This window comes from Pseudomonas kilonensis (genome assembly GCF_001269885.1).
Lineage (GTDB): Bacteria > Pseudomonadota > Gammaproteobacteria > Pseudomonadales > Pseudomonadaceae > Aquipseudomonas > Aquipseudomonas kilonensis.
Map to the genome: position 1 here is coordinate 135693 of NZ_LHVH01000016.1, position 21996 is coordinate 157688.

The 21996-nt window shown below is 61.1% G+C and carries 8 protein-coding genes; 1 reads left to right on the forward strand and 7 read right to left on the reverse strand.

The features are described from left to right. Positions 1-5 precede the first annotated feature (5 nt). The 7 genes from AD662_RS06550 to AD662_RS06580 form a co-directional block, all read right to left on the reverse strand. On the reverse strand, positions 6-9470 hold the full coding sequence (locus AD662_RS06550; protein ID WP_053186153.1) for a non-ribosomal peptide synthetase: 9465 nt from the start codon (positions 9468-9470) through the stop codon (positions 6-8). A 45-nt stretch (positions 9471-9515) separates the two neighbouring features. Next, positions 9516-14333 carry a non-ribosomal peptide synthetase gene (locus AD662_RS06555; protein ID WP_053186155.1) on the reverse strand — a complete coding sequence of 1606 codons (4818 nt, stop codon included), beginning with the start codon at positions 14331-14333 and terminating at the stop codon, positions 9516-9518. A 69-nt stretch (positions 14334-14402) separates the two neighbouring features. Continuing rightward, positions 14403-15377, reverse strand: coding sequence for a TauD/TfdA family dioxygenase (locus AD662_RS06560; protein ID WP_053186187.1), 975 nt, complete (start codon positions 15375-15377; stop codon positions 14403-14405). Between the two features lie 134 nt (positions 15378-15511). After that, the gene (locus AD662_RS06565) at positions 15512-16420 is read right to left on the reverse strand and encodes an ABC transporter substrate-binding protein (RefSeq protein ID WP_053186158.1); all 909 of its coding nucleotides are present in this window, start codon (positions 16418-16420) and stop codon (positions 15512-15514) included. An 83-nt stretch (positions 16421-16503) separates the two neighbouring features. Continuing rightward, on the reverse strand, positions 16504-17553 hold the full coding sequence (locus AD662_RS06570; RefSeq protein ID WP_053186161.1) for a FecCD family ABC transporter permease: 1050 nt from the start codon (positions 17551-17553) through the stop codon (positions 16504-16506). Continuing rightward, positions 17550-18533, reverse strand: coding sequence for a FecCD family ABC transporter permease (locus AD662_RS06575; RefSeq protein ID WP_024616506.1), 984 nt, complete (start codon positions 18531-18533; stop codon positions 17550-17552). Before AD662_RS06575 ends, AD662_RS06570 begins: the two co-directional genes overlap by 4 nt. Next, on the reverse strand, positions 18530-19333 hold the full coding sequence (locus AD662_RS06580) for an ABC transporter ATP-binding protein (protein ID WP_053186165.1): 804 nt from the start codon (positions 19331-19333) through the stop codon (positions 18530-18532). Before AD662_RS06580 ends, AD662_RS06575 begins: the two co-directional genes overlap by 4 nt. A 285-nt stretch (positions 19334-19618) precedes the next feature. On the opposite strand from AD662_RS06580, the gene AD662_RS06585 reads away from it, so the two are divergent. Then, positions 19619-21841, forward strand: coding sequence for a TonB-dependent siderophore receptor (locus AD662_RS06585; protein WP_082308735.1), 2223 nt, complete (start codon positions 19619-19621; stop codon positions 21839-21841). Positions 21842-21996 lie beyond the last annotated feature (155 nt).

A 21996-nucleotide genomic window follows, 5' to 3' on the forward strand; every position in this document is an offset into this window, starting at 1 on the left:
CATCCTTACTCTTCCATCTCTGATAACAGGCGCTGCATTTCGTCCAGGGCTTCGTCGGTCGAAGGCCCTTGGGGTTTCTCGATCTGCTCGGCAAGACCGGCAATCGTCGGGTTATGGAACAGGCTGCGCAGCTCGATCCTGATGCCGAAACGGCTCTCAATCTGGGTCATCAGGCGCATCGCCAACAACGAATGCCCGCCCAGCTCGAAGAAACTGTTGAACACCCCGACTTGCGGCACCTCAAGCAGGCTTTGCCAGATGTCGGCCAGTTGCTGCTCCAGTTCGTTGCGCGGCGCCACACCCTGTACAGCGATGGGCTGCGGTGCCGGCAAGGCCTTGCGGTCGATCTTGCCGTTGGCATTGAGGGCAAAACGCTGCACCTCGATAAAACCGGCCGGGACCATGTAGCCCGGCAACAGGCCTTCGAGATGCCGCCGCAGGGCCACTTGATCAACGGGGCTGGTCGCCTGCAGCCAAGCGAACAGGCTTTGACTGCGCGGATCGATCATCACCACGGCCTCTTCAACGCCCGGGTAACGACGCACCAGCGATTCGATCTCACCGGGCTCGATGCGGAATCCGCGCACCTTGACCTGGAAGTCGCTGCGACCGACATACGCCAACCGACCGTCACCGCGCCGGCGTACCAGGTCGCCAGTGCGGTACATGCGGCTGCCAGGTTCGCTGGCATAGGGGTCAGGCAGATAGACCGCGGCCGTTGCGGCGGCGGCATGCTGATAGCCACGGGTAACCCCGGCGCCTGCGATATACAACTCTGCGGTAGTGCCCAGCGGCACCGGACGCAGCATTTCATCGAGCACATAGCAGCGGGTATTGAGCAGCGGCGAACCAATATCAGCCACGCCGGACGGCACCTCCTGCAATGCCTGAGTGGTCGACCAGACGGTGGTTTCGGTCGGGCCATAGGCGTTGATCAGTACCACGCCCCGGCTACGCAGCTCGGTCACCAGTTCGCCCGGAACCGCTTCCCCCCCGATCAGCCCGCGCACTGGCGGCCAGTCGGCCTGTCCGGTTTCCAGCAGTATCTGCCAGCCGGCGGGTGTCGCCTGGAACACCGTGGCCCGGCGCAGCAAGGCAAACAGTTGATGACCATCGACGACCTGCTCGCGACGGGCCAGCAAGATGGCTGCGCCGTTGACCAGCGGCAAGAACAGTTCCGACTTGCACATATCGAACGCGTAAGTGGTACTGGCCAGCCAGACATCCGCAGCGCTGAGTGGCAACTGCCGATCGAGACCGGCCAACAGGTTGCTCAGGTTCTCGCGGGTGACCTGTACGCCTTTTGGTGTACCGGTCGAGCCCGAGGTGTAGATCACATAAGCGCGTTGCTGTGGGTTGACCGCCAGCACCAGGTTGTCGGCGCTGCATGCCTCCAGCGACAACTGATCGAGCCAGACGTTGTCGACACCGCTCAAGGCATCGCCACACTGACTTTCGCTGAGCACCAGGGCCGGCCGCGCGTGCTCGATGATGAAGCGCAGGCGATCTGCTGGGTGTTGCGGATCCAGCGGCAAATACGCCGCGCCAGCTTTGTGAATAGCCAGCAGGGTTGGCAGCAACCAGGGGCCACGACTCAAGCAAACGGCAATCAGCTCATCGGTGCCGACACCCTGTGCACGCAGCCAATGGGCCAGGCGATTACTGAGGGCATTGAGCTGGGCATAACTCAATTGCTGATCCTGGCAATCGACCGCCAATGCCTGGGGTGTCAATGTCACTTGACGCTCGAATCGGGCAATCAGGTCCGCTTCGCCGTGCAAGGCCTCGGCCGCCTGGTTCCATGGCCGCTGGGCCAGGGCATGATCGGCGTTGGCCAGGTCAATGTCCCATAGGCGCGCCTGTGAGTTTTTCAGCATGCCCTCGAGCAGATACAGATATTCGTCGGCATAACGTTGCGCCGTCCGGGCCAGGAACAGGTCGGTGTTGTACTCCAGCACACATTGCCAATCGTCACCGTACTGCTCGATGTGCAAGCCGATATCCACCAGGGCGCTGTCACTTTCCACATCCAGTCGCTGCACCGGCAAGCCGGCGAAATGGTGCTCATCCTTTACGGCGACATCGCGCTGGATCAGGTTGAACAACGCCTGGAACAGCGGTGTGTGGCTGAGGTCGCGGCGCACCTGCAACGCCTCCACCAGCCGTTCGAAAGGGACATCCCCATGCTGCTGCGCAGCCAGGTGAGTGGCTTGCAATTGCTGCCAGAACTGTTCGACCGACTGCTGGGCATCAATGTGACTGCGCAGCACCTGGGTGGTCGCGAAGTAGCCAATCAGGTTATCCGTATGGGCCTGGTGGCGATGGGCGACCGGCAGGCCAATCCAGATTTCACGCTGGCCCGAGTGCCTGGCCAGGAGCGTTTTCCAGGCGGCCAGCAATGGCGCGAACGCGGTCAGCCCATGCTGTTGCGCGGTCTCGCGCAGTTCCTTGACCAGCCTTGCCGGCAGGCTGAAGCGCAGGCGCTGGCCGTTGTAACCTTGCTGCGCGGGGCGTGGCTTGTCGGTCGGCAGGTTCAGCACTGGCGGCTCCCCTGCCAGGGTTCGACGCCAGTATTCAAGCTGCGATTCGATACGCGCTTGCCCCGAAGGACTCTGCCAACTGGCCGCGATGTCAGAAAACTGCAGCGGTAGTGGCGGCAGGCAAGCACTGCCCCCCTCCAGCAAGGCCTGATAGATCAGTTGCAGCTCATTGAAGAAAATTTCCAGCGAACGGGCATCGGCGATGATGTGGTGCAAGGTGACCTGCAGCACACTCAGGTGTTGGCCCTGATACACACGAACCCGCCACAGCGGGGGGGCCGAAAGGTCAAAGGGACGCTGTGCTTCTTGACTCAGTTTCTGCGCAAAAAAAGGCGAATGCGCGTCGATCTCCAGTGGCTCGAAGCTCACCGGCAGCGCCGTGAGCGCCTCGACCTGCTGACGTGCGCCCTCGGGCGTTTCGCTGAACACCGTCCGCAGGCTGTGCTGGCGGCTGATCAGTTGCGTCAGCGCCTGCTCCAGCAACGACGGTTGCAGTGCCCCCTCCAGACGCAAGGCCAGGGACAAATGGTAGGCCTGGGTATCGCCCTGCAAACGATCGAGGAACCACAGCCGCTGCTGGGTGAAATGCAGCGGTGCCAAGGGTTCTTCAAAATGACGCAGGACATCTTCGGCCTCGATGCTCGTCGCCGCCAGCTGCGCCGCCAGATCCCGCAGGACCGGCTGCTCGAACACCGTGCGCAAGGGAAGACGCCGGCCATGCTGTTCGGCCATTCGCGCCACCAGGCGCGCCGCCAGCAAGGAATGGCCGCCCAAGGCGAAGAAGTTGTCGTCGGCCCCCACATCGGTGCAGCCCAACAGCTCCTCCCAGAGCTTGGCCAACGCCTGCTCCCATTCGCCCGAAAGCCCGCCACTCTGGCGGTCACGCTGTACCGGTGCCGGCAATGCCTTGCGGTCAACCTTGCCGCTGGGGCTCAAAGGCAGGGTGTCCAGGCGAACGAACTGGCTCGGCAACATGTAGTCCGGCAATTGCGCGCCGAGTGTCTCACGCAGCATCGCTTCATCCAGCGCGTCGCCTGCGTAGTAAGCCACCAGACTCGCTGTTTCACCGCCGCCCAGCAGCACGACAGCCGCTTCGCGAACCCCGGGAATACGCGCCAGCAGCGCTTCGATTTCACCCAGTTCGATACGGAAACCACGCAGTTTGACTTGGAAATCCAGGCGCCCCAGGTAATCCAGGCCGCCACTGTTGTTGCGTCGAACCCGATCACCGGTGCGATACATGCGCGCGCCAGGCATGAAAGGATCCGGCAGGAACGCCGCCGCGGTCAGTCGCGCCGCCGCGAAGTAACCCCGACCAAGGTTCGCCCCGGCCAGATACAGTTCACCGGGTACACCTGCGGGCACTGGCTGCAGATCAGCATCCAGGACATACGCGGCGGTATTGGCCACCGGTTGTCCGATTGGCACCTCAACACCAGCCTCACCGCCGTTGCGCACTTCAAACGTGCTGTAGACCGTCGCTTCTGTCGGCCCGTAACCGTTGATCACCCGGGCGCCCCTGCCCTCGATGGCCTCGGCCAGTGCACAGGGCAAGGCCTCTCCACCGGAAACGGCACGCACGCCTTGCCAACTGCGCGAGGTGTGCGCCACCAGCATCCGCCAGGTCGCCGGAGTGGCCTGCATGACCGTCGGTTGTCCTGTCATCAATAGCTGATCGATCGCTTGGGGATCACGCGCCTGCTCGCGATCAGCCAACAGGATGCTGGCGCCATGCGCCAGAGGCAGCAGCAATTCGACAATGGCAATATCAAATGTCGCGGTGGTCAATGCCAGCACCCGATCCCGGGCCGTCATTGGCAAGACCTGGTCCACGGCCAGCATCAGGTTCATCAGGTTGCCGCGGCTGATGGCCACGCCTTTGGGTTGGCCGGTGGAACCGGAGGTGTACAACACGTAAGCGAGCTGCTCCGCCACCAATACCGGAGCTTTGTAGCGGTCGGCAGCGCTCATCGCATCGATATCCAGCAACGGCACGCCACTGTTCCACTGCGCCAACACCGCCAGACTCGCGACCGTTCCCAGGCACAGCTTGGGTTGCGCCGCCTCAAGAATGTAACGGCCACGCTCCGGTGGCGTGTCCTCGGCCAACGGCACATAGGCAGCGCCGGCCTTGAGGATCGCCAACATCGCCATGGGCAGGCGGGCATCACGAGGCAGGCTCAAGGCCACTCGATCTTCGATGCCAACGCCATGGGCCTGCAAAGCCGCCGCCAGTCGTTCGGCGGCCTGATCCAGTTCGCCATAGCTCAGGCGCTCATTGCCGGCCAGTACGGCGACCGCGTCGGGTTGGCGGGCAACTTGATGAGCAAAGGCCTGGAGGATGTCCTGATGACCGGCCACGCCGTGCCCCTCGATTCGGGCAAGGCCACGTTCGGCAGGTTGCCATGCCAGCTCCCCCAAGGCCTGCCCTGGCTGCTCGAGCAACGCATCAAGCAATGCCAGATATTGCTCGGCCATCGCTTGCACGGTCTGTTCGCGGAACAGATCGCTGCTGTATTGAAGGCTCAGGCTGATGCCATGCTCGCTGTCACGCACGTCCAGGTGCAGGTCACACATGGCGCTGTCCGGACGATTGTCCAACGGCTCGGCGATCACATCGGTCAGCTCGAAACGCTCCAGGGCGTTGCCCGGAAAGTAGTTGAACATGGCCTGGAACAGGGGGTTGTAACTTACCTGGCGGACCACACCGAGCTGTTCGATCAGGTAATCGAAGGGCAAGTCCTGATGGGACTGAACCGACACCGACAACGCCTGCAACTCGGTCATCAGTTGCAGCAGACTGCGCTCGCCCGACAGTTTTTTGCGATACACCAATGTGTTGACGAAGCAACCGACCAGGGGCTGCAGGACTCCATGGTGCCGATTGGCAACGGGAACCCCGACCAGGATGTCGTCCGCGCCGCTGCGGCTGCGCAACAGCAGCTGAAACGCGGTCAGCATCGGGATGAAATTGCTCCAGCCGTGACCAGCACTGAACGCGCGCAAGCGTGTCGTCAGGGCCTCGGGCAAGCGCCGCTCAACACGACCGCCCGCCTGGGTGGCCTGGGCAGGACGAGGAAAATCGGCCGCCAGCTCCAGCACCGGCAACTCGCCGGCCAACTGCTCGCGCCAATAGGCCAGTTCCTGCTCACAGGCCTTGCTGGTCATCCATTGGCGTTGCCAGAGCGCATAGTCGGCGTATTGCATCGACGAGGCTGACTGCTCCGTCACCAGGCCTTGCCGCAAGTTGCGGTACTGCTTGCACACACCGTCGATGATCAATTGCAGGGACCAGCCATCGGCAACGATGTGATGGCAGTTCAACGACAGGACAAATGCATCCGGCGCCAGGCGATAGAGTCTTGCACGCAGTAACGGAGCCGTTTCCAGGGAGAACGGCGTCATTGCATCCTGACGCAGCAAATCGTGCAGCGCCTCTTCGCTCTGCACCTCGATCAAAGGCATCTCAAGCTCGGTGCGGGCCAGGATCACCTGGCTCGGCCCTTGAGCCTCGCCTATGAACCCGGTGCGCAGCACTTCGTGCTGATCGACCACAGCCTGCAGGGCCGCACGTAGCTCGGCGATATGCAACTCGCCGGTCAAGCGCACGGCACCGGCCAGGTTATAGGCGGGACTTTGGGGATCCAGTTGCTGCAGAAACCACAGGCGCTGCTGGGCAAACGAAAGCGGCAGCTTTTCAGGGCGCGGCAACAGCGTTGGCGACGACTTGACCGTGCCGGCCCGGCTTTCCAGCCAATCGGCCATGGCGGCGATGGTCGGGCGCTCGAACACCACGCGCAGAGGCAAATCCTTGCCACTGAGCTTGCCGATCAGGCCAATCAGTTGAGTGGCCAGCAGCGAGTGACCGCCAAGCTCGAAGAAATTGTCCTCGACCCCGACCTGACCGAGCCCCAGCACGCTTTGCCAAGCCTCGACCAGTTGGCCTTGCAGCTCGCTGCTGGGCGCGACATAGCGGGCCTGACTTTGCGCGGCGAAATCCGGCGCGGGCAAGGACTTGCGGTCGATCTTGCCATTGCCATTGAGTGGAAAGCGCTCCAGAAACACAAAAGCGCCCGGGGTCATGTACGGCGGCAGGTTACCCAGAACATGCTCGCGCAGGGCCTCGATGCTTGCCTGTGCATCCGCCACCACATAAGCCACCAGGACCTTGGAACGTTGCTGGTCATCACGAGCCACCACCACGGCTTCCCGTACGCCGGGGTAACGGGTCAGGCAGGCTTCGATCTCGTCCAGTTCAATACGGTGCCCGCGGATCTTGACTTGGTGGTCGGTACGGCCGACGTATTCAAGATCACCATTGGGCAGGAAGCGCGCCAGGTCGCCAGTGCGATAGAGACGGGAACCGTCGTTGGCAATCGGGTCCGGCAGGAACACCGCCGCCGTGCGCGCCGGATCGGCCATATAGCCGCGCCCGACGCCCACCCCGGCAACGAAGATTTCCCCGACCGCTCCGGCCGGTATCGGCTGCAGGTCGGCATTGAGCAGGTACAAACGATTGTTCAATGTGGCGCGACCGATCGGCACATTGGTGCGCTGCTCAGGCAAACGTTCGAGCAACGGATGAAAAGCCACGTCATCGGAGCATTCGGCCGGCCCATAGGCGTTCATCAACGGGATGGCGGGATAACGCTCGAACCAGCGACGCGCCAACGCCGGCGGCAACGCCTCGCCGGTGGCCAGCACCCAGCGCAGGGACGAACGCTCGAGCCCCGCATCGAGCAGGCTCTGCATCAACGACGGCACGGCCTCAAGGATACTGATGCCGTGCCGTTCAATGGCTGAAGCCAGCGCCTCAGGATCCTGCACGACGCAATCGCCGAGGATCACGGTGCGCGCCCCCAGCACCAGGCCGGCGAGGGTTTGCCAGACGGAAATGTCGAAGCACTGCGGCGCGGTCTGGGCGATCACGTCGGTCGCATCGAGCCCCAGCCCCGGCAGTTTGCCGAGGATGTTATTGAGCATGCCCGCATGCGCCACCATGGCCCCTTTTGGGGTGCCGGTGGAACCGGAAGTGAAGATGCAATAGGCCAACGAGCGGTCGTGAACGGGGATGTTCAACTCGTCATCGCTGTAGCTGCCCAACACCGCCGGATCGTAGAGCACCGATTGGGGACGCTGCTCGAGGTAGTCCAAAGCCTCCATCGCCAGCTCGCCCTGCCCTGCACTGTGAATCAGCAGTGGCGTGCGACTCTGGCGCAGGACCTGCGCCAGCCGCTGAGGCGGGTTGCGGGGGTCGAGCGGCAGCCAACCGGCGCCGGCCTTGAGGGTGGCGACAATCATCACCACCAGGTCCAGGCCTCGCTCGTCGAACACCGCGACCAAATCGTCGGACTTGACCCCCTGCGCCCGCAAGTGTCGGGCCAGACGGTTGGCGGCGCGGTTCAACTGGTCGAAGGTCAGGCTTTGCTCGCCGTGAACCATGGCAATGCGCTCGGGCGTCTGGCGAACCTGTTGCTCAAACCGCTCGATGTACAGCGGTTGCAGCAGTTGTTCATCGGCCGCCAGACCACCCCCGGCCCAAACCTGATGCTGGTGGGCAATCTCACGCTCATCGAGCATCGCCAAGTGGTGCAAAGGGGTCTCGGCGTTCGTGTGCAGGGCATCACCGATGTTCAGCAACAAGGTGCGGAAGTGGCGCAGCATCTGCTCGACTTCTTCGCGCAGGAACCAGTCGGTCTGGTAGGTCAGTTGCAAATGCAGACGCTCACCCGGAACGATCACCACCGTGATGGGATAGTTCGTATGGGTGCGGTTGGCCATGTCGCTGATCAGGTAGTCCAGTTGCCCCTGGCGCAAGTCGGCGGCAATGGGTGCGTTCTCGAAGACAAACAGGCTCTGGAACAAATCCTGACGCTGTACTTCGCTCCAGCGCTGGATCTCGGCCAGGGACACACTCTCGTGCTCGCGCAGGCTCAGGTTCTCGGTCTGCAAGGCCTTCAGCCATGGGCGCAGCGCGTCATCCGGGCGCCAACGCCAGCGCAGCGGCAAACTGTTGATGAACAGACCAACGATGTTTTCCATGCCTTGCAGGTGCACCGGGCGACCGGCGACAGTGATACCGAACACCAGGTCGCGATCACCGCTGTAACGCGCCAGCAGCAAAGCCCAGGCCCCCTGCACCAGCGTATTGAGGGTGATGCCGTGTTGGGCCGCCGCGCTTTGCAAGGCCTGGGTCTGCTGGACATCCAGAAGTTCGACGCAGTCTTCAACGGGCTCGGCGGCGTCCTGAATACGGCCAACATGGCCGAAGCCAAATTCATTGGGCGTGTCAAAGCCGGCCAGGCGTTGTTGCCAGAACGCCTGATGATCTTCCGGTTTCTGCGTTTCCAGCCAGCGAATGAAATCACGGTACGGACGCGGCGCCGGCAAATTCAGGCGGCGACCTTCCTGGGCGGCGCGGTAGCCGTTGAGGAAGTCCATCATGATGATCGAGAAGCACCAGGCATCCATCAGGATGTGGTGATAGCTGCGCACGAACTGGTAGGTGTCGGGTGCCAGCTTGTACAGCCTGACCCGCATCAGGGGCGCCTTGGTAAAATCCAGTCCCTGGGCGCGTTCCTCGCTGAGCAATTGCTCCAGGCGATCCTGCTGCTCACCTTCGCTTAGATGCGACCAGTCCTCATAGGTGATCGGCAATTCGACCTGCTTGTGCACGACCTGCATCGGTCGTTTCTGCTGCTTCCAGACAAAGGAGGTGCGCAGCAATTCATGGCGCTCCACCACCTGCGCCCAGGCCTGACGAAAAGCGGCCAGATCGAGATTGGGCATGACCATGACATGACGGTATTGCAGCAGGTACATACCCTTGCCCGGGTGCAGCAGGCTATGAAACAGCAGCCCCTGCTGCATGGGAGCCAGCGGGTAAATCGCTTCGATATTGCGCGAAAGTGCTTTGACCTTGTCGTTCATGCTGACGGTATCCGAACCTGTAATGTAGGGGGGGCGCAATAGATGTCACTGCTCGAGTTGTTCGAGCAGCCCCAGGAATTCATCGTCGGACAAGCCGGAGTCGGCGAAGTCCGAAGCCGTGGCGCGACCGGCCGTGGGGGCCAGGCAGTGCTCCAGCAAGGCCGCAATGCGCTGCTGGAACTGCTGCGCCAACTCGCGGACCAACGCTGGCTCGTGGACCTGCGGGGCATAACGCCATTCGATATGCAGCCGACCTTCGTTCACCAGCGCGGTGACATCCAGCAAGTGCGTGCGGCGGGTGCTGTCGGCGCGCATGCCTGGGCAGATCGGCCGAGCCAATCGCCAAAGGCTGGACGCATCGAGCCATTGGTCGACCCGCCCCAGGTAGTTGAAGGTCAGCAGCGAGGCCGCCCCCAGGCCATGGGCCGGGTCGAGGCGCAGCAGTCCGTAACCCATGCCTTGTTCAGGTACGCGGCGCAGGGCTTCCTTGGCGGCGATGATCGAGTGTTCGCAATCCCATGAAGTGTCGACGGCCAGCGGATAGCGGCTGGTATGCCAACCAATCGAGCGGGACAGATCGGGGCTCTGCTCCCAACCGCTGCGACCGTGGCTTTCCAATTCAAGGGTGACGCGCTCCCGCCCCTGCCACTGGCCGATGGTCCCGGCCAGCGCGGCCACCAACAGATCCTGGACCTGGGTGCCGTACGCCCCATGACAATCGCCCAGTAACAACTGCGTCTGCTCAACCGACAATTGCGTGTCCAGCGTCCGGCTCTCACCGTACAAGCTGACCTGTTCAGGTACGACGCCCTCGGCGGCCAGCTGCTCGTGCCAGAAATCCACCTGCGCCACTACATCAGGCTCACCGCGGTGGCGCTGCAAAGCTTCGCTCCACACATGGAAACCTGCCGTGACGGCGGGCAGAACCACGTCCGGGTGCAGGTACAGGCCTTCCAACTCTTGCAGCAGCACCTGCCACGACACCGCATCGACCAACAGGTGATGGGCCGTGCAAAGCAATTCCCGGCTGTGGGGGAAGTACACCCAGCGGATCAAAGGGGCCTGGGCCAGGTTCCAACCCTGCTGCGAGCGTTGCAGCAGGGCTTCGCTCAAGGGTTCTTCCACAACCTGGAACAGCGCTTTGACCTGTTCCTGGGAAAAGCGCTGATAGCGTTGTTGCCAGCCCTGCGCCGATGCTTCAAAGGTCAGGCGCAAGCTGGCGTGGCGCTCAAGCAACGCGCCCAGGGCCTGGGTAAACCGCTCCTGATCCAGTGGCTCGTCCAAAGCCAGCAACAGCGACTGGTTCCAGTGTTCGGCCAGGTTTTGCTGCTGGGCAAAGAACCAATCCTGGATCGGCGTCAAGGCGAAAGCCGTGGTGAGCTCTGGCCCGTCGCTGACGGGCAGCGCAGTCATTGCGCCAAGGTCCACCACCTGCTCGGCCCAGCCGCGCACGGTGGGATATTCGAAGATCTGCTTGGGCTTGAGCTGCAGGCCCTGTTGCTTGGCCCGGGCGATGATCTGCAAACTCAGAATCGAGTCGCCGCCGACCGAGAAGAAATTGTCGTCTACCCGCAGATCCGGGTTATTGAGAATTTCCCGGGCGATTTCGAGAAGGCGTTGTTCGAGGGTCCGCTGTGGTGTCTGCACCACCCGGGCCAAGGCTCGCACGCTTTGCTCGGCAAACAACTGCTTGGGTGTCATCAGAATCTGTTGCTGGCGTGCCAGGGCAATGATTTGCAGGCCAAGAATGGAGTCGCCACCCAAGGCAAAGAAGTTGTCATCAGGCCCCACCTCGGGGTTGCCGAGCATCGCTCGCCAGATGTCCAGCAACGCGGTTTCCACGGTACTCAAGGGCTGATCGCCCAACGGCTCTGCCCCCTGCAGCGGCGCCGTCGTTTGCTCAGCCAGGCGCAACAATGCCTGACGATCCACTTTGCCGTTGGGCAGCAAGGCGAAGCCGTCGAGACAATACCACTGAGTCGGTTGCATGTAGTCCGGCAATTGCCCTTGCAGCGCCGTCTGGATTTCGGCCAGTGCGGCCGACGGCGCGACCAGGAAGGCTACCAGTCGATTGCCCGACAACGGCGTGGGGCTATTGAGCACCCTGACATCGCTGACATGAGGCATGGCGCGTAACTGTGCCGCGACTTCCGCCGGCTCCACCCGGTAGCCCCTGATCTTGACCTGCTCATCGAGGCGACCGAGAAACTCCACCTGCCCCTGGTAATTGAGTCGCACGCGGTCACCCGTGCGATAACCGTGCTCACCAAAGCGTGCGTGATCGGCATCGGTGGCACTGAGATACCCCTGCGCGACGGTCGCCCCTTGAACGTACAGTTCACCGCTGACGCCGATCGGCAACAGAGCGCCATCAGACGAGCGCACGCTGACCTGGACATTGGCCAGTGGCCGCCCCAACGGTGCGGCACCGCTGGCATCGACCTCATGGGTCAACACCCCGACGGTGGTTTCGCTGGGGCCATAGTGGTTGACGATGCGCAAATCCGCGCTCAAGGCACGCAAGCGTGTCACCAACTCGTGGCTCAGGGCCTCGCCGCCCACCACCAGGCATCGACGCGGCAACAGCCGTTGCGGGTCTTTGGCGATCAACAAGGCGTTGAGGTGCGACGGCACGATTTTCAACAGGTCGACGGGCTGGTGTTCAAGCACGGCAGCCAGTTCCTCGGCGTCGAAGGCCAGCGCCTCGGCCAGCAGGCGCAGACAGCGGCCGCTCAGCAGCGCGCCGAACAAGGCTGTGTGACCCAGGTCGGTCGCACAACTGGCCAGACTCGCCAGACTCGCATCGGCCGGCAGATTCAGGCGTTCAAGGCAGCCGGTGACGTAATGAATCAGGTTGCCCTGGCTGACCTTCACGCCCTTTGGCCGGCCACTGGAGCCCGAGGTGTACACCACGTAGGCCGCAAGATCGGCCGCCAGGGCCGCTCGCAAAGGTGCCTCACTGGACACGTGCGCAGACGGCAACGCCAACCACCGAACCTGCTCAGGCAACCACTCGGGTCGCGCGCCCTCACTGATCCACACCTTGGGCATTGCATCCTGACAGATAGCCTGCAAACGCGACGGCGGCCACTGCGGATCGAGGGCCAGGTAGGTCGCGCCACACTGCCAGGTTGCGAGCATATGCATCACCAACTCACGACTGCGCGGCAGGCACAAGGCAATGCGTTCACCGGCCAGGCTCAAAGCCTCCTGCAAGCGTTCGCCGCGGGCGACCACAGCACGTCCCAGCTCGGCATAGCTGAGCGTACCCTGCTCATCCTGAAGAGCAATCGACTGGGGCTTGCGCTCACACTGCCCAGTGAACGCCTGCCAGGCGTTGCTGACGGCGACCGACGCATCCTCCCCGCCCAGGAATGACTGCTGCTCGGGCACCAACCACTCGAGCTCGGCAAACGGCCTTTTGGGCTGTTCGATCGCCGCGAGTGCCAAGGCGACGAACTGATCCCGATAGCGCTCAATCGTTTCATGGCGGTACAACGCCTTGCTGTAACGCCAGCGGCAGAGGAACCCCTCCTCTTCGTCGATGATCACCATGTTCAGTTCGTGGGCCGCGCCTCGCTGCTCCGACAGCAAGCGGTCGACGTACTGCTCGAAAGGCGCGATGCGTTCCTTGTTCAGCGTGAACATATGCTGGAACAGCGGCGCCCTGCCCACCTGGCGCGGCAGATCCAACTGTTTGACCAGGCGCGAGAATGGGTAGTGGCGGTGCTGCAGGGCTTGCTTGACGGTGGCATCTACCTGCCTGGCCCAGTCGCCGCTGGACAGATCCCGACGCAGACGGCAGCGAATCGGCAGCGGATTGACCAGGTAGCCCGGCAGATTGACGTGCTCGCGTCGCAAGCGCCAACCGCTGGGCGTTCCCAGGACGAAATCGTCTTGGCCTGACAGTACGCCGAGAAATTGCTGGAACAGTGAGAACCACAGCACATACGGCGTCACTCCCACCTCTCGGGCTACGGTGCGAAACCGTGCCGTGGTGGCCGGATCGAAGCGCACCGACAACTCCCCACCTTTGAATGCCTGATTGCTGCCGTAGGGAAAATCCGTCGGCAACTCCAGCGTCGGGGCTTCGGCCAGTTGGGCCTGCCACCAGGCCAGTTCCACGGGCTCGGCCGCTTCACTGCGGATATGCAGATCACTGCAGTAGTTGCGATAGGCGTCGGGATTCACGGCGGACAGCGGTTGATCGTTGATCAACGCGAACAGCTCATTGAGCACAATGTAGAACGTGGCCAGATCCGCCGCGATGTGATGAATCACCAATAGCACGGTGTGCTCGACATGGCCGTCGCGTGCGTTGCTCAAAAGGACGACCCGACTGACGTCACCCTCTTCCAGCTTGAAGGGAAGATCGGCCGATTCAGTGATACGTTGCTGCAACGTCTCTGCGCCCACGTCTTGCATGGCCACACACTGCAACGGCTGGACCCGCTCGCGGTGGCTCCACTGCAACAACTCGCCGTTGCGCTCGGCATAGGCCGTGCACAACATCGGATAGCGTTGCTGAACCGTCACCCAGGCGTCCTGCAGGCGTTGAGGCAAGTCTTGGGTAACGAACTGCGGCTTGATCCGTCCGGCATAGGCAATGTTATAGGCGCAGCTGTCAGGCTCCAGACGCTGAAGGAACCAGAGCGCCTGCTCGTTATCCGTCAGGGGCCGGGCAGCAAAATAATCGGGATGCAGTTGCAGCCACTGCAGAACTTCGGCGTCGCGTGCATGGAGCTCGGCATTGAGCTCATCATCCAGCGCACCCGGCGATCCGTGCGTAACGATCAATTGACCTTGGGCTATCGATAGGCGAATTCCACGCAGCCAGCAGCGATGCATCAGGCGATCGAGCATTTGATGTCCTTGAATGTACTTGTTCGAAATAGGCCGCCCAGTGCGACGGCTTTCTGAAAGTGGGGGCGATCAGCTTGCCGAGGCTGGCTCTGCCATGGCGACCACGACCTTGCGCGATCCCTGGAAGGTCGAACGACCGTGAGCCACCAGCATGTTGTCGAGCATCAACACATCACCCGCCTGCCAGGGGAAGCTCACCTGACAGCGTTGCAGGACCTCGCGGATGTGCTCCAGCGCCTCTAGTTCAATCGGCGAGCCGTCGCCATAGAACACGTTACGCGGCACGCCCTGCTCCCCGACGATGGAGATCAATGTCTCGCGCACCGACGCTGCCAGGTTGGAGATATGGAACAGATGAGCCTGGTTGAACCACACCCACTCCCCTGTCACCGGATGCTGGGCAACGGCCTGGCAGACCTGGCGAGTGGAAAGCTCGCCATCGTCCGTCCACTGGAACGCGATGTTGCTGGCGCGACAGAAACGCTCGACCTGGGAGCGGTCTTCGGTGCTAAAGGCCTGTTGCCAGGGCAAGTCCAGGCCATTGCCGTAATTGCGCACGTACATCAGGCGCTTCTCGGCAAAGCGCTGACGGATAGCAGGATCGAGTTGCTGGTAAACGAGGCGACTGTCGGCAATAGGTGTTTCACCGCCGACCTGCGAGGCCTGCATACAGTGAAACCAGATTTTCATCGGCCAATTCAGCGAATAGGACTGTTCATTGTGCAGCGGGATAACCTGATGGGCCGGGTACTCGGTGGAGGTGTATACCCGGTTGTTGAGCTTGGTGCGCGGGGTGGAAGCGTAGTCGTAGGTCAGCAGTTCATGGCCGAAGCTACGAGCAAATTCCTCGAAGTCCGCCTCTCCCTTGAACGCAAAACCGCGAAACAAAATGCCACCCGCACGCGGCAACTCAGTTTCTACGACCTGCTGGATCTGCGCCCGGCTGGCTTGCCAGGCATCCCCGGCAAGCGGGGCCTGGAGTATGAACGGCAGGGTCTGCTCGCTACCCGGTACAACATCCATGAATTGAACCTGTGCACGCATCAAACCGCTTTCCATTTAAGCCCCCCGCCATTGCGATCAGCGTATTTTTCGAGAGCATAAACTAATACAAACGAGTAACACCTGCAATAGAGAATCATTGTCATTAATGATGATTGTATCGCAGATGCTACGTTTTACTTGGCCTGCAGCACGCTCTCGCGCTCGGCGATATGCGACATCAGCAGATAGGCAGAACCCACCAGGCCCTGCATCGTATCGGCATAGCGGCTGCGATTGAGGTACAGGAACTGGCGATTCTTCACTGCAAACAGATTCTGCCACTGTGGGGACTGACGAAACGCCGCTGTGCTGGCTTCCGAGTCGAGCAGCTCTTCATACGTGTCAATAATGAAATCGCTGTCGAAGTCGCCGATGCGCTCCAGGCTGTAAGGCACGTTTTGCCGCGCCTCGCGGTAGGCGGCGACACGCCCCAGGCCAAAATCGCCGATGACGTCGTCCATGCCGCCGCGACCGATCAGTTGAAAGCCATCGCTGTAGACTTCCAGCGTGGTGACGGTAATGCGCGAAGGGTCTTTCACGCGCTTCTTGAACTCGCTGACGACCCATTGATATTCGTTGAGCATTTCCGCATAGCGCTGCGGCTTGCCGACCAGGTCGGCGAGTTGCTTGGCGTAAGTCTTGATGTCGCTTTCCCGAGCGGGCAGCAGCACGACCGGGGCGATTTTGCTGAGCTTGTCCTTGAGGTCGGCGTGATAGGACAAACCCACGATCAAGTCAGGCTTCAAGGCGGCAATGGCTTCCAGATCGGGCGCCTGGTGCGAGCCGATATACTGAATGCCCGTCACATCGAACCGCTCCTGCGTCCCGCGGAACAACACGTCCGAGAACAGCTTTTTGCGCCCCGTCGAACCACAGGGTTTGACCCCCAACTCCAGCAACTGGGCCGTCAGGCTGAAGTCATGCAACGACACAATGCAATGCGGCGCCACGGGAACCTCGACTCGGCCAAAACTGTTCTCGAACACTTTGGTTTCAGCGGCGCCAGCCGGTACAGCCACCAATGCCAACGGCACACATAGCATGCCAAGCACACCTCGGAAAAAACCTTTAACCCGGTCCCGCACGCGTTTACCTCCACACATTTCCAATGAGCGTCGCCGTGTTTTCAGCGACTGCGTTGACGCGCCAGCAAAACAATCAGATACGGCGCGCCGATGATTGCGACAACCAGCCCTGCGGGCAACTGCAGGGGCGGCAAAAGCCCCCGACCCAGCGTGTCACCGGCCAGCACCAACAACGCACCGACCAAGGCCGACAAGGGGATCAAGGCGCCATGACGGTCACCCGCCATCTGTCGCGCCAGATGAGGCGCCACCAGCCCGACAAACGTCATGGTGCCCACGTTCGCCACTGCAGCCGCCGTCAACATGACGCTGCACAGCAACAACGAAACCATGATCCACGTGACATTCAGCCCTCGACTGAGTGCGACTTTTTCACCCAACTGCAACAGATTCAACTGGCGATGACAGAACAGCAACGGCAGCCCAGCCACCAATAGCCAGAGACCGAGGCTATGAACCTGCGGCCAACTGGCACGGTGCAAACTGCCGCCAAGCCACATCAGGGCCGACTCCACCTGATCGATATTGCCGTAAGTGATGAGCAGGTCGGCCACCGCGCTGAGCATCGCGGTGAGACCGACACCGACGAGGATCAAGCGCAACGGCGAGATGCCCTGGCGCCAGGACAGCAGCGCAACGAAGAACGCCACCGCCAGCCCTCCGGCCAGTGCCGCCAATGGATAGAATTCCAGAGGTAAAAGCGCCGGCCAGAGCACGATAATCAACAACATGGTGACACTGGCGCCTGATTCCACGCCCACCAGGCCCGGCGCCGCCAGCGGGTTACGCGTCAACGACTGCATCAACAGACCGGCAAGGGACATGGCCGCACCGGCCAGGACCGCCAGCAAGACACGCGGCAGCCGTAGTTCCCAGAGCAGGTTGCGCATTGTCGAATTGACTTGCTCAGGCGCCAGCAAGGCTTGCCAGACCTGGGCGGCACTCAGTGGGTAGCTGCCGACGGTCAATGCGTACAGCGCCAATGCAACAACGGCAACCATCAGCAACAACACTGAAATCAAGTCGATCGGTCGCGCAATCCAAGGCAACAACGGATACGCCCGGGGCAAGGTCAATCCCGCTCGCATCATCTGACCTTCCTCAATACCAGCACGACAAAAATAGGGCCGCCGATAAGCGCCGTCACGATACCGGTATTGAGCTCGAACGGACGCACCACGGTTCTTGCCGCGATATCCGCCAGAATCAGCAGCAACGCTCCCAGCAACGGGGCAGCCAGCAACAGTCGACGATAATCATCGCCGAACAACAGTCGCGCCGCATGAGGCACCACCAGACCGACAAAGCCAATAGGCCCCGCCAAAGCCACTGCCCCCCCGGACAACAGCACCACCGACGCCAAGCCCAGCACGCGCATTTTCAACAGATTGACACCCATGCCGGCCGCAGCCTGCGGGCCAAGACGATGAGCATTCAATGCACGGACGTTCACCAGGCACAGGCACATGCCGAGCAAGACATAAGGCCAGACCCAAGCCTGCATCGAGCCCCCGGTCACACCGATGGAGCCAGTAAGCCAGCGCCGCAGACTGTCGAGCCCCTGTTGATCGAGCAGCAGCAAAATCGAGGTAATGGCGCTGAACAGTGCCGCGATCATCGCTCCGGACAGTGTCAGCCGAATCGGATTGTGCCCCCGCCCCGCCAACAGCAGGACGCCGACGGAGGCCACCAACGCCCCCGCAAATGCAAACAATGGAATCATCGACATATCGTTGCCCGGCAGCACCAGCAAGCCGAACACGACGAATAACGCAGCACCGCTGTTGATGCCGAGAATGCCCGGATCGGCCAACGGGTTATCACCCACCGCCTGCATGATTGCACCGGCAAGCCCGAGGCTGGCCCCCACCAGCATCGCGACCAGCAAGCGCGGTAAGCGGCTGCCACGGATGACGCTCTGGTCGGGGTTGCCCGGCGCATAGGCGACCAAGGCCTGCCAAGCTTCATGCCAAGGTATGTCCTTTGCGCCGACGGCCAGATGAAGCAGCGAGGTCAAGGCAATTGCCATCAACAAGCCCAACCAGACCGGCAACCGTAAACCCTGACTCACATCGCCTCCCGCACAGCCAATGGCTGGCTTCGGCTCGTCTGCGGCACGCATAACGGATCACCGGAATAAGGGTCGGTGATGATGTGCGCATCCAGATCGAACACCGCTTTGAGATTGTCCCGAGTGAACACCTTGGCAGGTGCGCCCTGGGCGAGCACACGCCCTTCGCGCATCATCACCAGGTGATCGGCATAACGCGCGGCCTGGTTCAGGTCGTGAAGTACAGCCACGATGGTTTTGCCTTGCTCACGAAGATCCACCAGCAACTCAAGCAGCGTGATCTGATGCGCAATATCGAGAAATGTCGTTGGCTCATCCAGCAGGATCACCGGCGTATCCTGGGCCAGGGTCATTGCAATCCAGCAGCGTTGCAATTGCCCCCCCGACAGGGTGGCCAAGGAACGATCAAGCAAAGGATGGATGCCCGCCAGGTCAATGGCCCGGTCAATGGCCTGTTGATCCTGCTCGGACCATTGGCGCCACCAGGTCTTCCAGGGGAAACGTCCCTGCATCACCAGCTCGCGCACACTCATACCGGCTGGCGATGTCGTGCGCTGCGGCAATAACGCCAGGTGTTGTGCCAGCGTTCGACGCGAATACTGCCCCAGCCGCTTCCCCGACAACTGCACCTCGCCCGTACTCGGCCGCAACATATGCGCAAGCACATTTAACAACGTGGTCTTGCCGCACCCGTTCGCCCCGATCAACGCCGTGAAACAACCTTCAGGAATATCCAGGCTGACACCGTTGAGAATCTGCTGTTCGCCATAGCTCAGCCGCACATCGGTGGCTTTCAGCATGACCTTCCCTCCACGCCCAAAAGGCCTGATCGAATGTGTTCATCGAGCAATGCCCCATCGTTTTTTGTCCCGTACAACCAAAGGGAATCCGCTGGGGGCATAAGTGGGCGACAGAATATGTCGAAAATAAAATAATTGCCTACAAGACTGACAATACTAATGCAAACCTTTATCATTTACAGCTAACATATGGCCAGTAGACACCAACCCTGATGGTCTGCTGAACCAACCGAATCAGGGCATAAAGGCCCCCGAAGCCAAAATGTAAACTCAAGGACTCCGTCGATGCTCGGAAAAAAAACAACAGTTGGCACCGAAAAACGTTACGTCATGCGTCATCCAGCATTTCACCTGAGCACCCTTGCACTGGCTTTGGGGAGCATTTTTTCAGCGCAGGCGATCGCCGCGCAGGATGAAACATCCGATAAGGGTACAACGGTTCAACTCGGTGAAATCAACATCAATGCCGCCGCTCCGGAGAACCCGACAGGCCCGGTCAACGGCAAAGTCGCCTTGCGCAACACCAGCGCCACCAAAACCAACGCGGCCATCACTGAGACGCCACAGTCGCTGTCCGTGGTGACCGCCGATGAAATGCGCGATCGCAAATCAGACACCCTGGCCGATGCCCTGAGCTACACCCCGGGCTTCACCAGCCAACCAAGCAGCTTCAACCGGACCTCCGATCGGTTCCGCATTCGTGGTTTCGACGTAGAGTCCGCCACCGGCGGCTCGCTGCGCGACGGCCTGCGCCTGCAAAACAACTCCTACGACGGCGTCCAGGAACCCTTCGGCCTGGAGCGCGTGGAAGTGATCCGCGGCGCCGCCTCGGTACTCTACGGGCAACTGTCACCGGGTGGGTTCGTCAACGGCGTCAGCAAACGCCCGACCGAAACACCGCTGCATGAATTGGGCCTGCAATATGGCAATCATGATCGCAAGCAACTGACAGCCGACTTCAGCGGCCCGCTCGGCGACAGCGAGACCCTCAGCTATCGTCTGACCCTGCTTCAGCGCGACAGTGATACCCAGCAGGACTACATCAACGACAACAAGACCTACATCGCCCCGGCCCTGACCTGGCGTCCCAACGAAGACACGTCGCTGACATTGTTGTCCTTCTATCAAAAAAGTGACACACGCTTCTCCGCCCCCCTGCCCTACCAACTCGTCAAAGGTGTCGGCAACGGCCCCTTCACCATCGGCCGCCACGATTTTATCGGCGAGCCTGACTACGACGATATGAATGGCGAAATGTCCGCCATCGGCTACGAGTTCGAACACCGTTTCGACGAGCACACCCGCATCAGCAACAAATTGCGTTACTACGAAGCGGATGTGAAATGGAAATATCTGCAGGCCCAGACAAGTACGACGGCCATCAATAACGCGGCCACCACGGGCATTCTGCGCCGTCAGTACAGCGACCGGCATGAGCGCTCCAGAGCCCTGGCCAGCGACACTAACATCGAGACACGTTGGAACATCGGCGGCGTGGAAAACACCTTCCTGGTGGGTGCTGATACCTACGATGCCTCGTACGACTCCCATAACTTCCGGGGCACCGCACCTTCTATCAATATCGGTGACTACAACTACGGCCAACCGGTCGTGGTGGACAAGGATCCGATCCGTGATCGTGGCTCACAGATCGACACCCTGCAAAAAGGCATCTATCTGCAAGACCAGATCAAGTTCGACGACCACTGGTTGCTGTTGCTCGGCGGCCGACATGACTGGGCCGACCAGGATCAGAAAGCTTTTGCCCCTGGTCGAACGCCGGTTCACCAGAGCAACGAAGCCACCACTTGGCGTGCCGGCCTTGTGTATCAGGCGGATAACGGCCTGGCCCCATATATCAGCTACAGCGAATCGTTCTTCCCGGTCGCGGTGGCCGAAGCGACTGATGGGCAGAGTTTTGATCCTACCGAAGGTAAACAGTACGAAATCGGTATTCGCTACCAGCCTCCTGGCAGCAACACGCTGTTGAGCGCAGCGGTTTATGAGCTGACGCAAGAAAACGTATTGAAGCGCGACCTGTCAGGCCAAAATCCCCAGCAGATTGGCGAACAACGCTCCCGTGGCCTGGAACTGGAAGCCAAAACAGAACTGACGCCACAACTGAGTGTCATTGCGACCTACGCCTACACCGATGCACGCATTACCAAAAGCATAACCCAGAGCGAAGTAGGCCAGCGCAGCGAAGATACGCCGTACCACCAGGCCGCCCTATGGGCCGACTACAACTTCGCCCTGTTCGGCTTACCGCAATTGAAGGTCGGTGGTGGTGCTCGCTACAAGGGAACGACCCAGGCCTCGGGTATCGACTCGCAGATGCCGGCCTATACCCTGTTCGATGCCATGGCCAGCTACCAGATCGACAAGAACTGGGACATTGCCCTCAATGCAAACAACGTGACGAACAAGAAGTACACCTACTGTGAAGCTGCCATCTGCCGCTACGGCGACGAGCGCGAGTTGGTAACCTCCGTTAATTTCAGGTGGTAAGATTGGCTCGGTCGGCGCTGTCAGGGGTCGACCGAGCCATGTAACGCAGCAGAAATCCAAGCACCAAATAGAAGCTGGGTGACACTGGCTTCTACCTCCCTCAAGGGCGATCAAGCGCCTGTTCATACAGAAAACCGATCCGTATCACCGCGCAC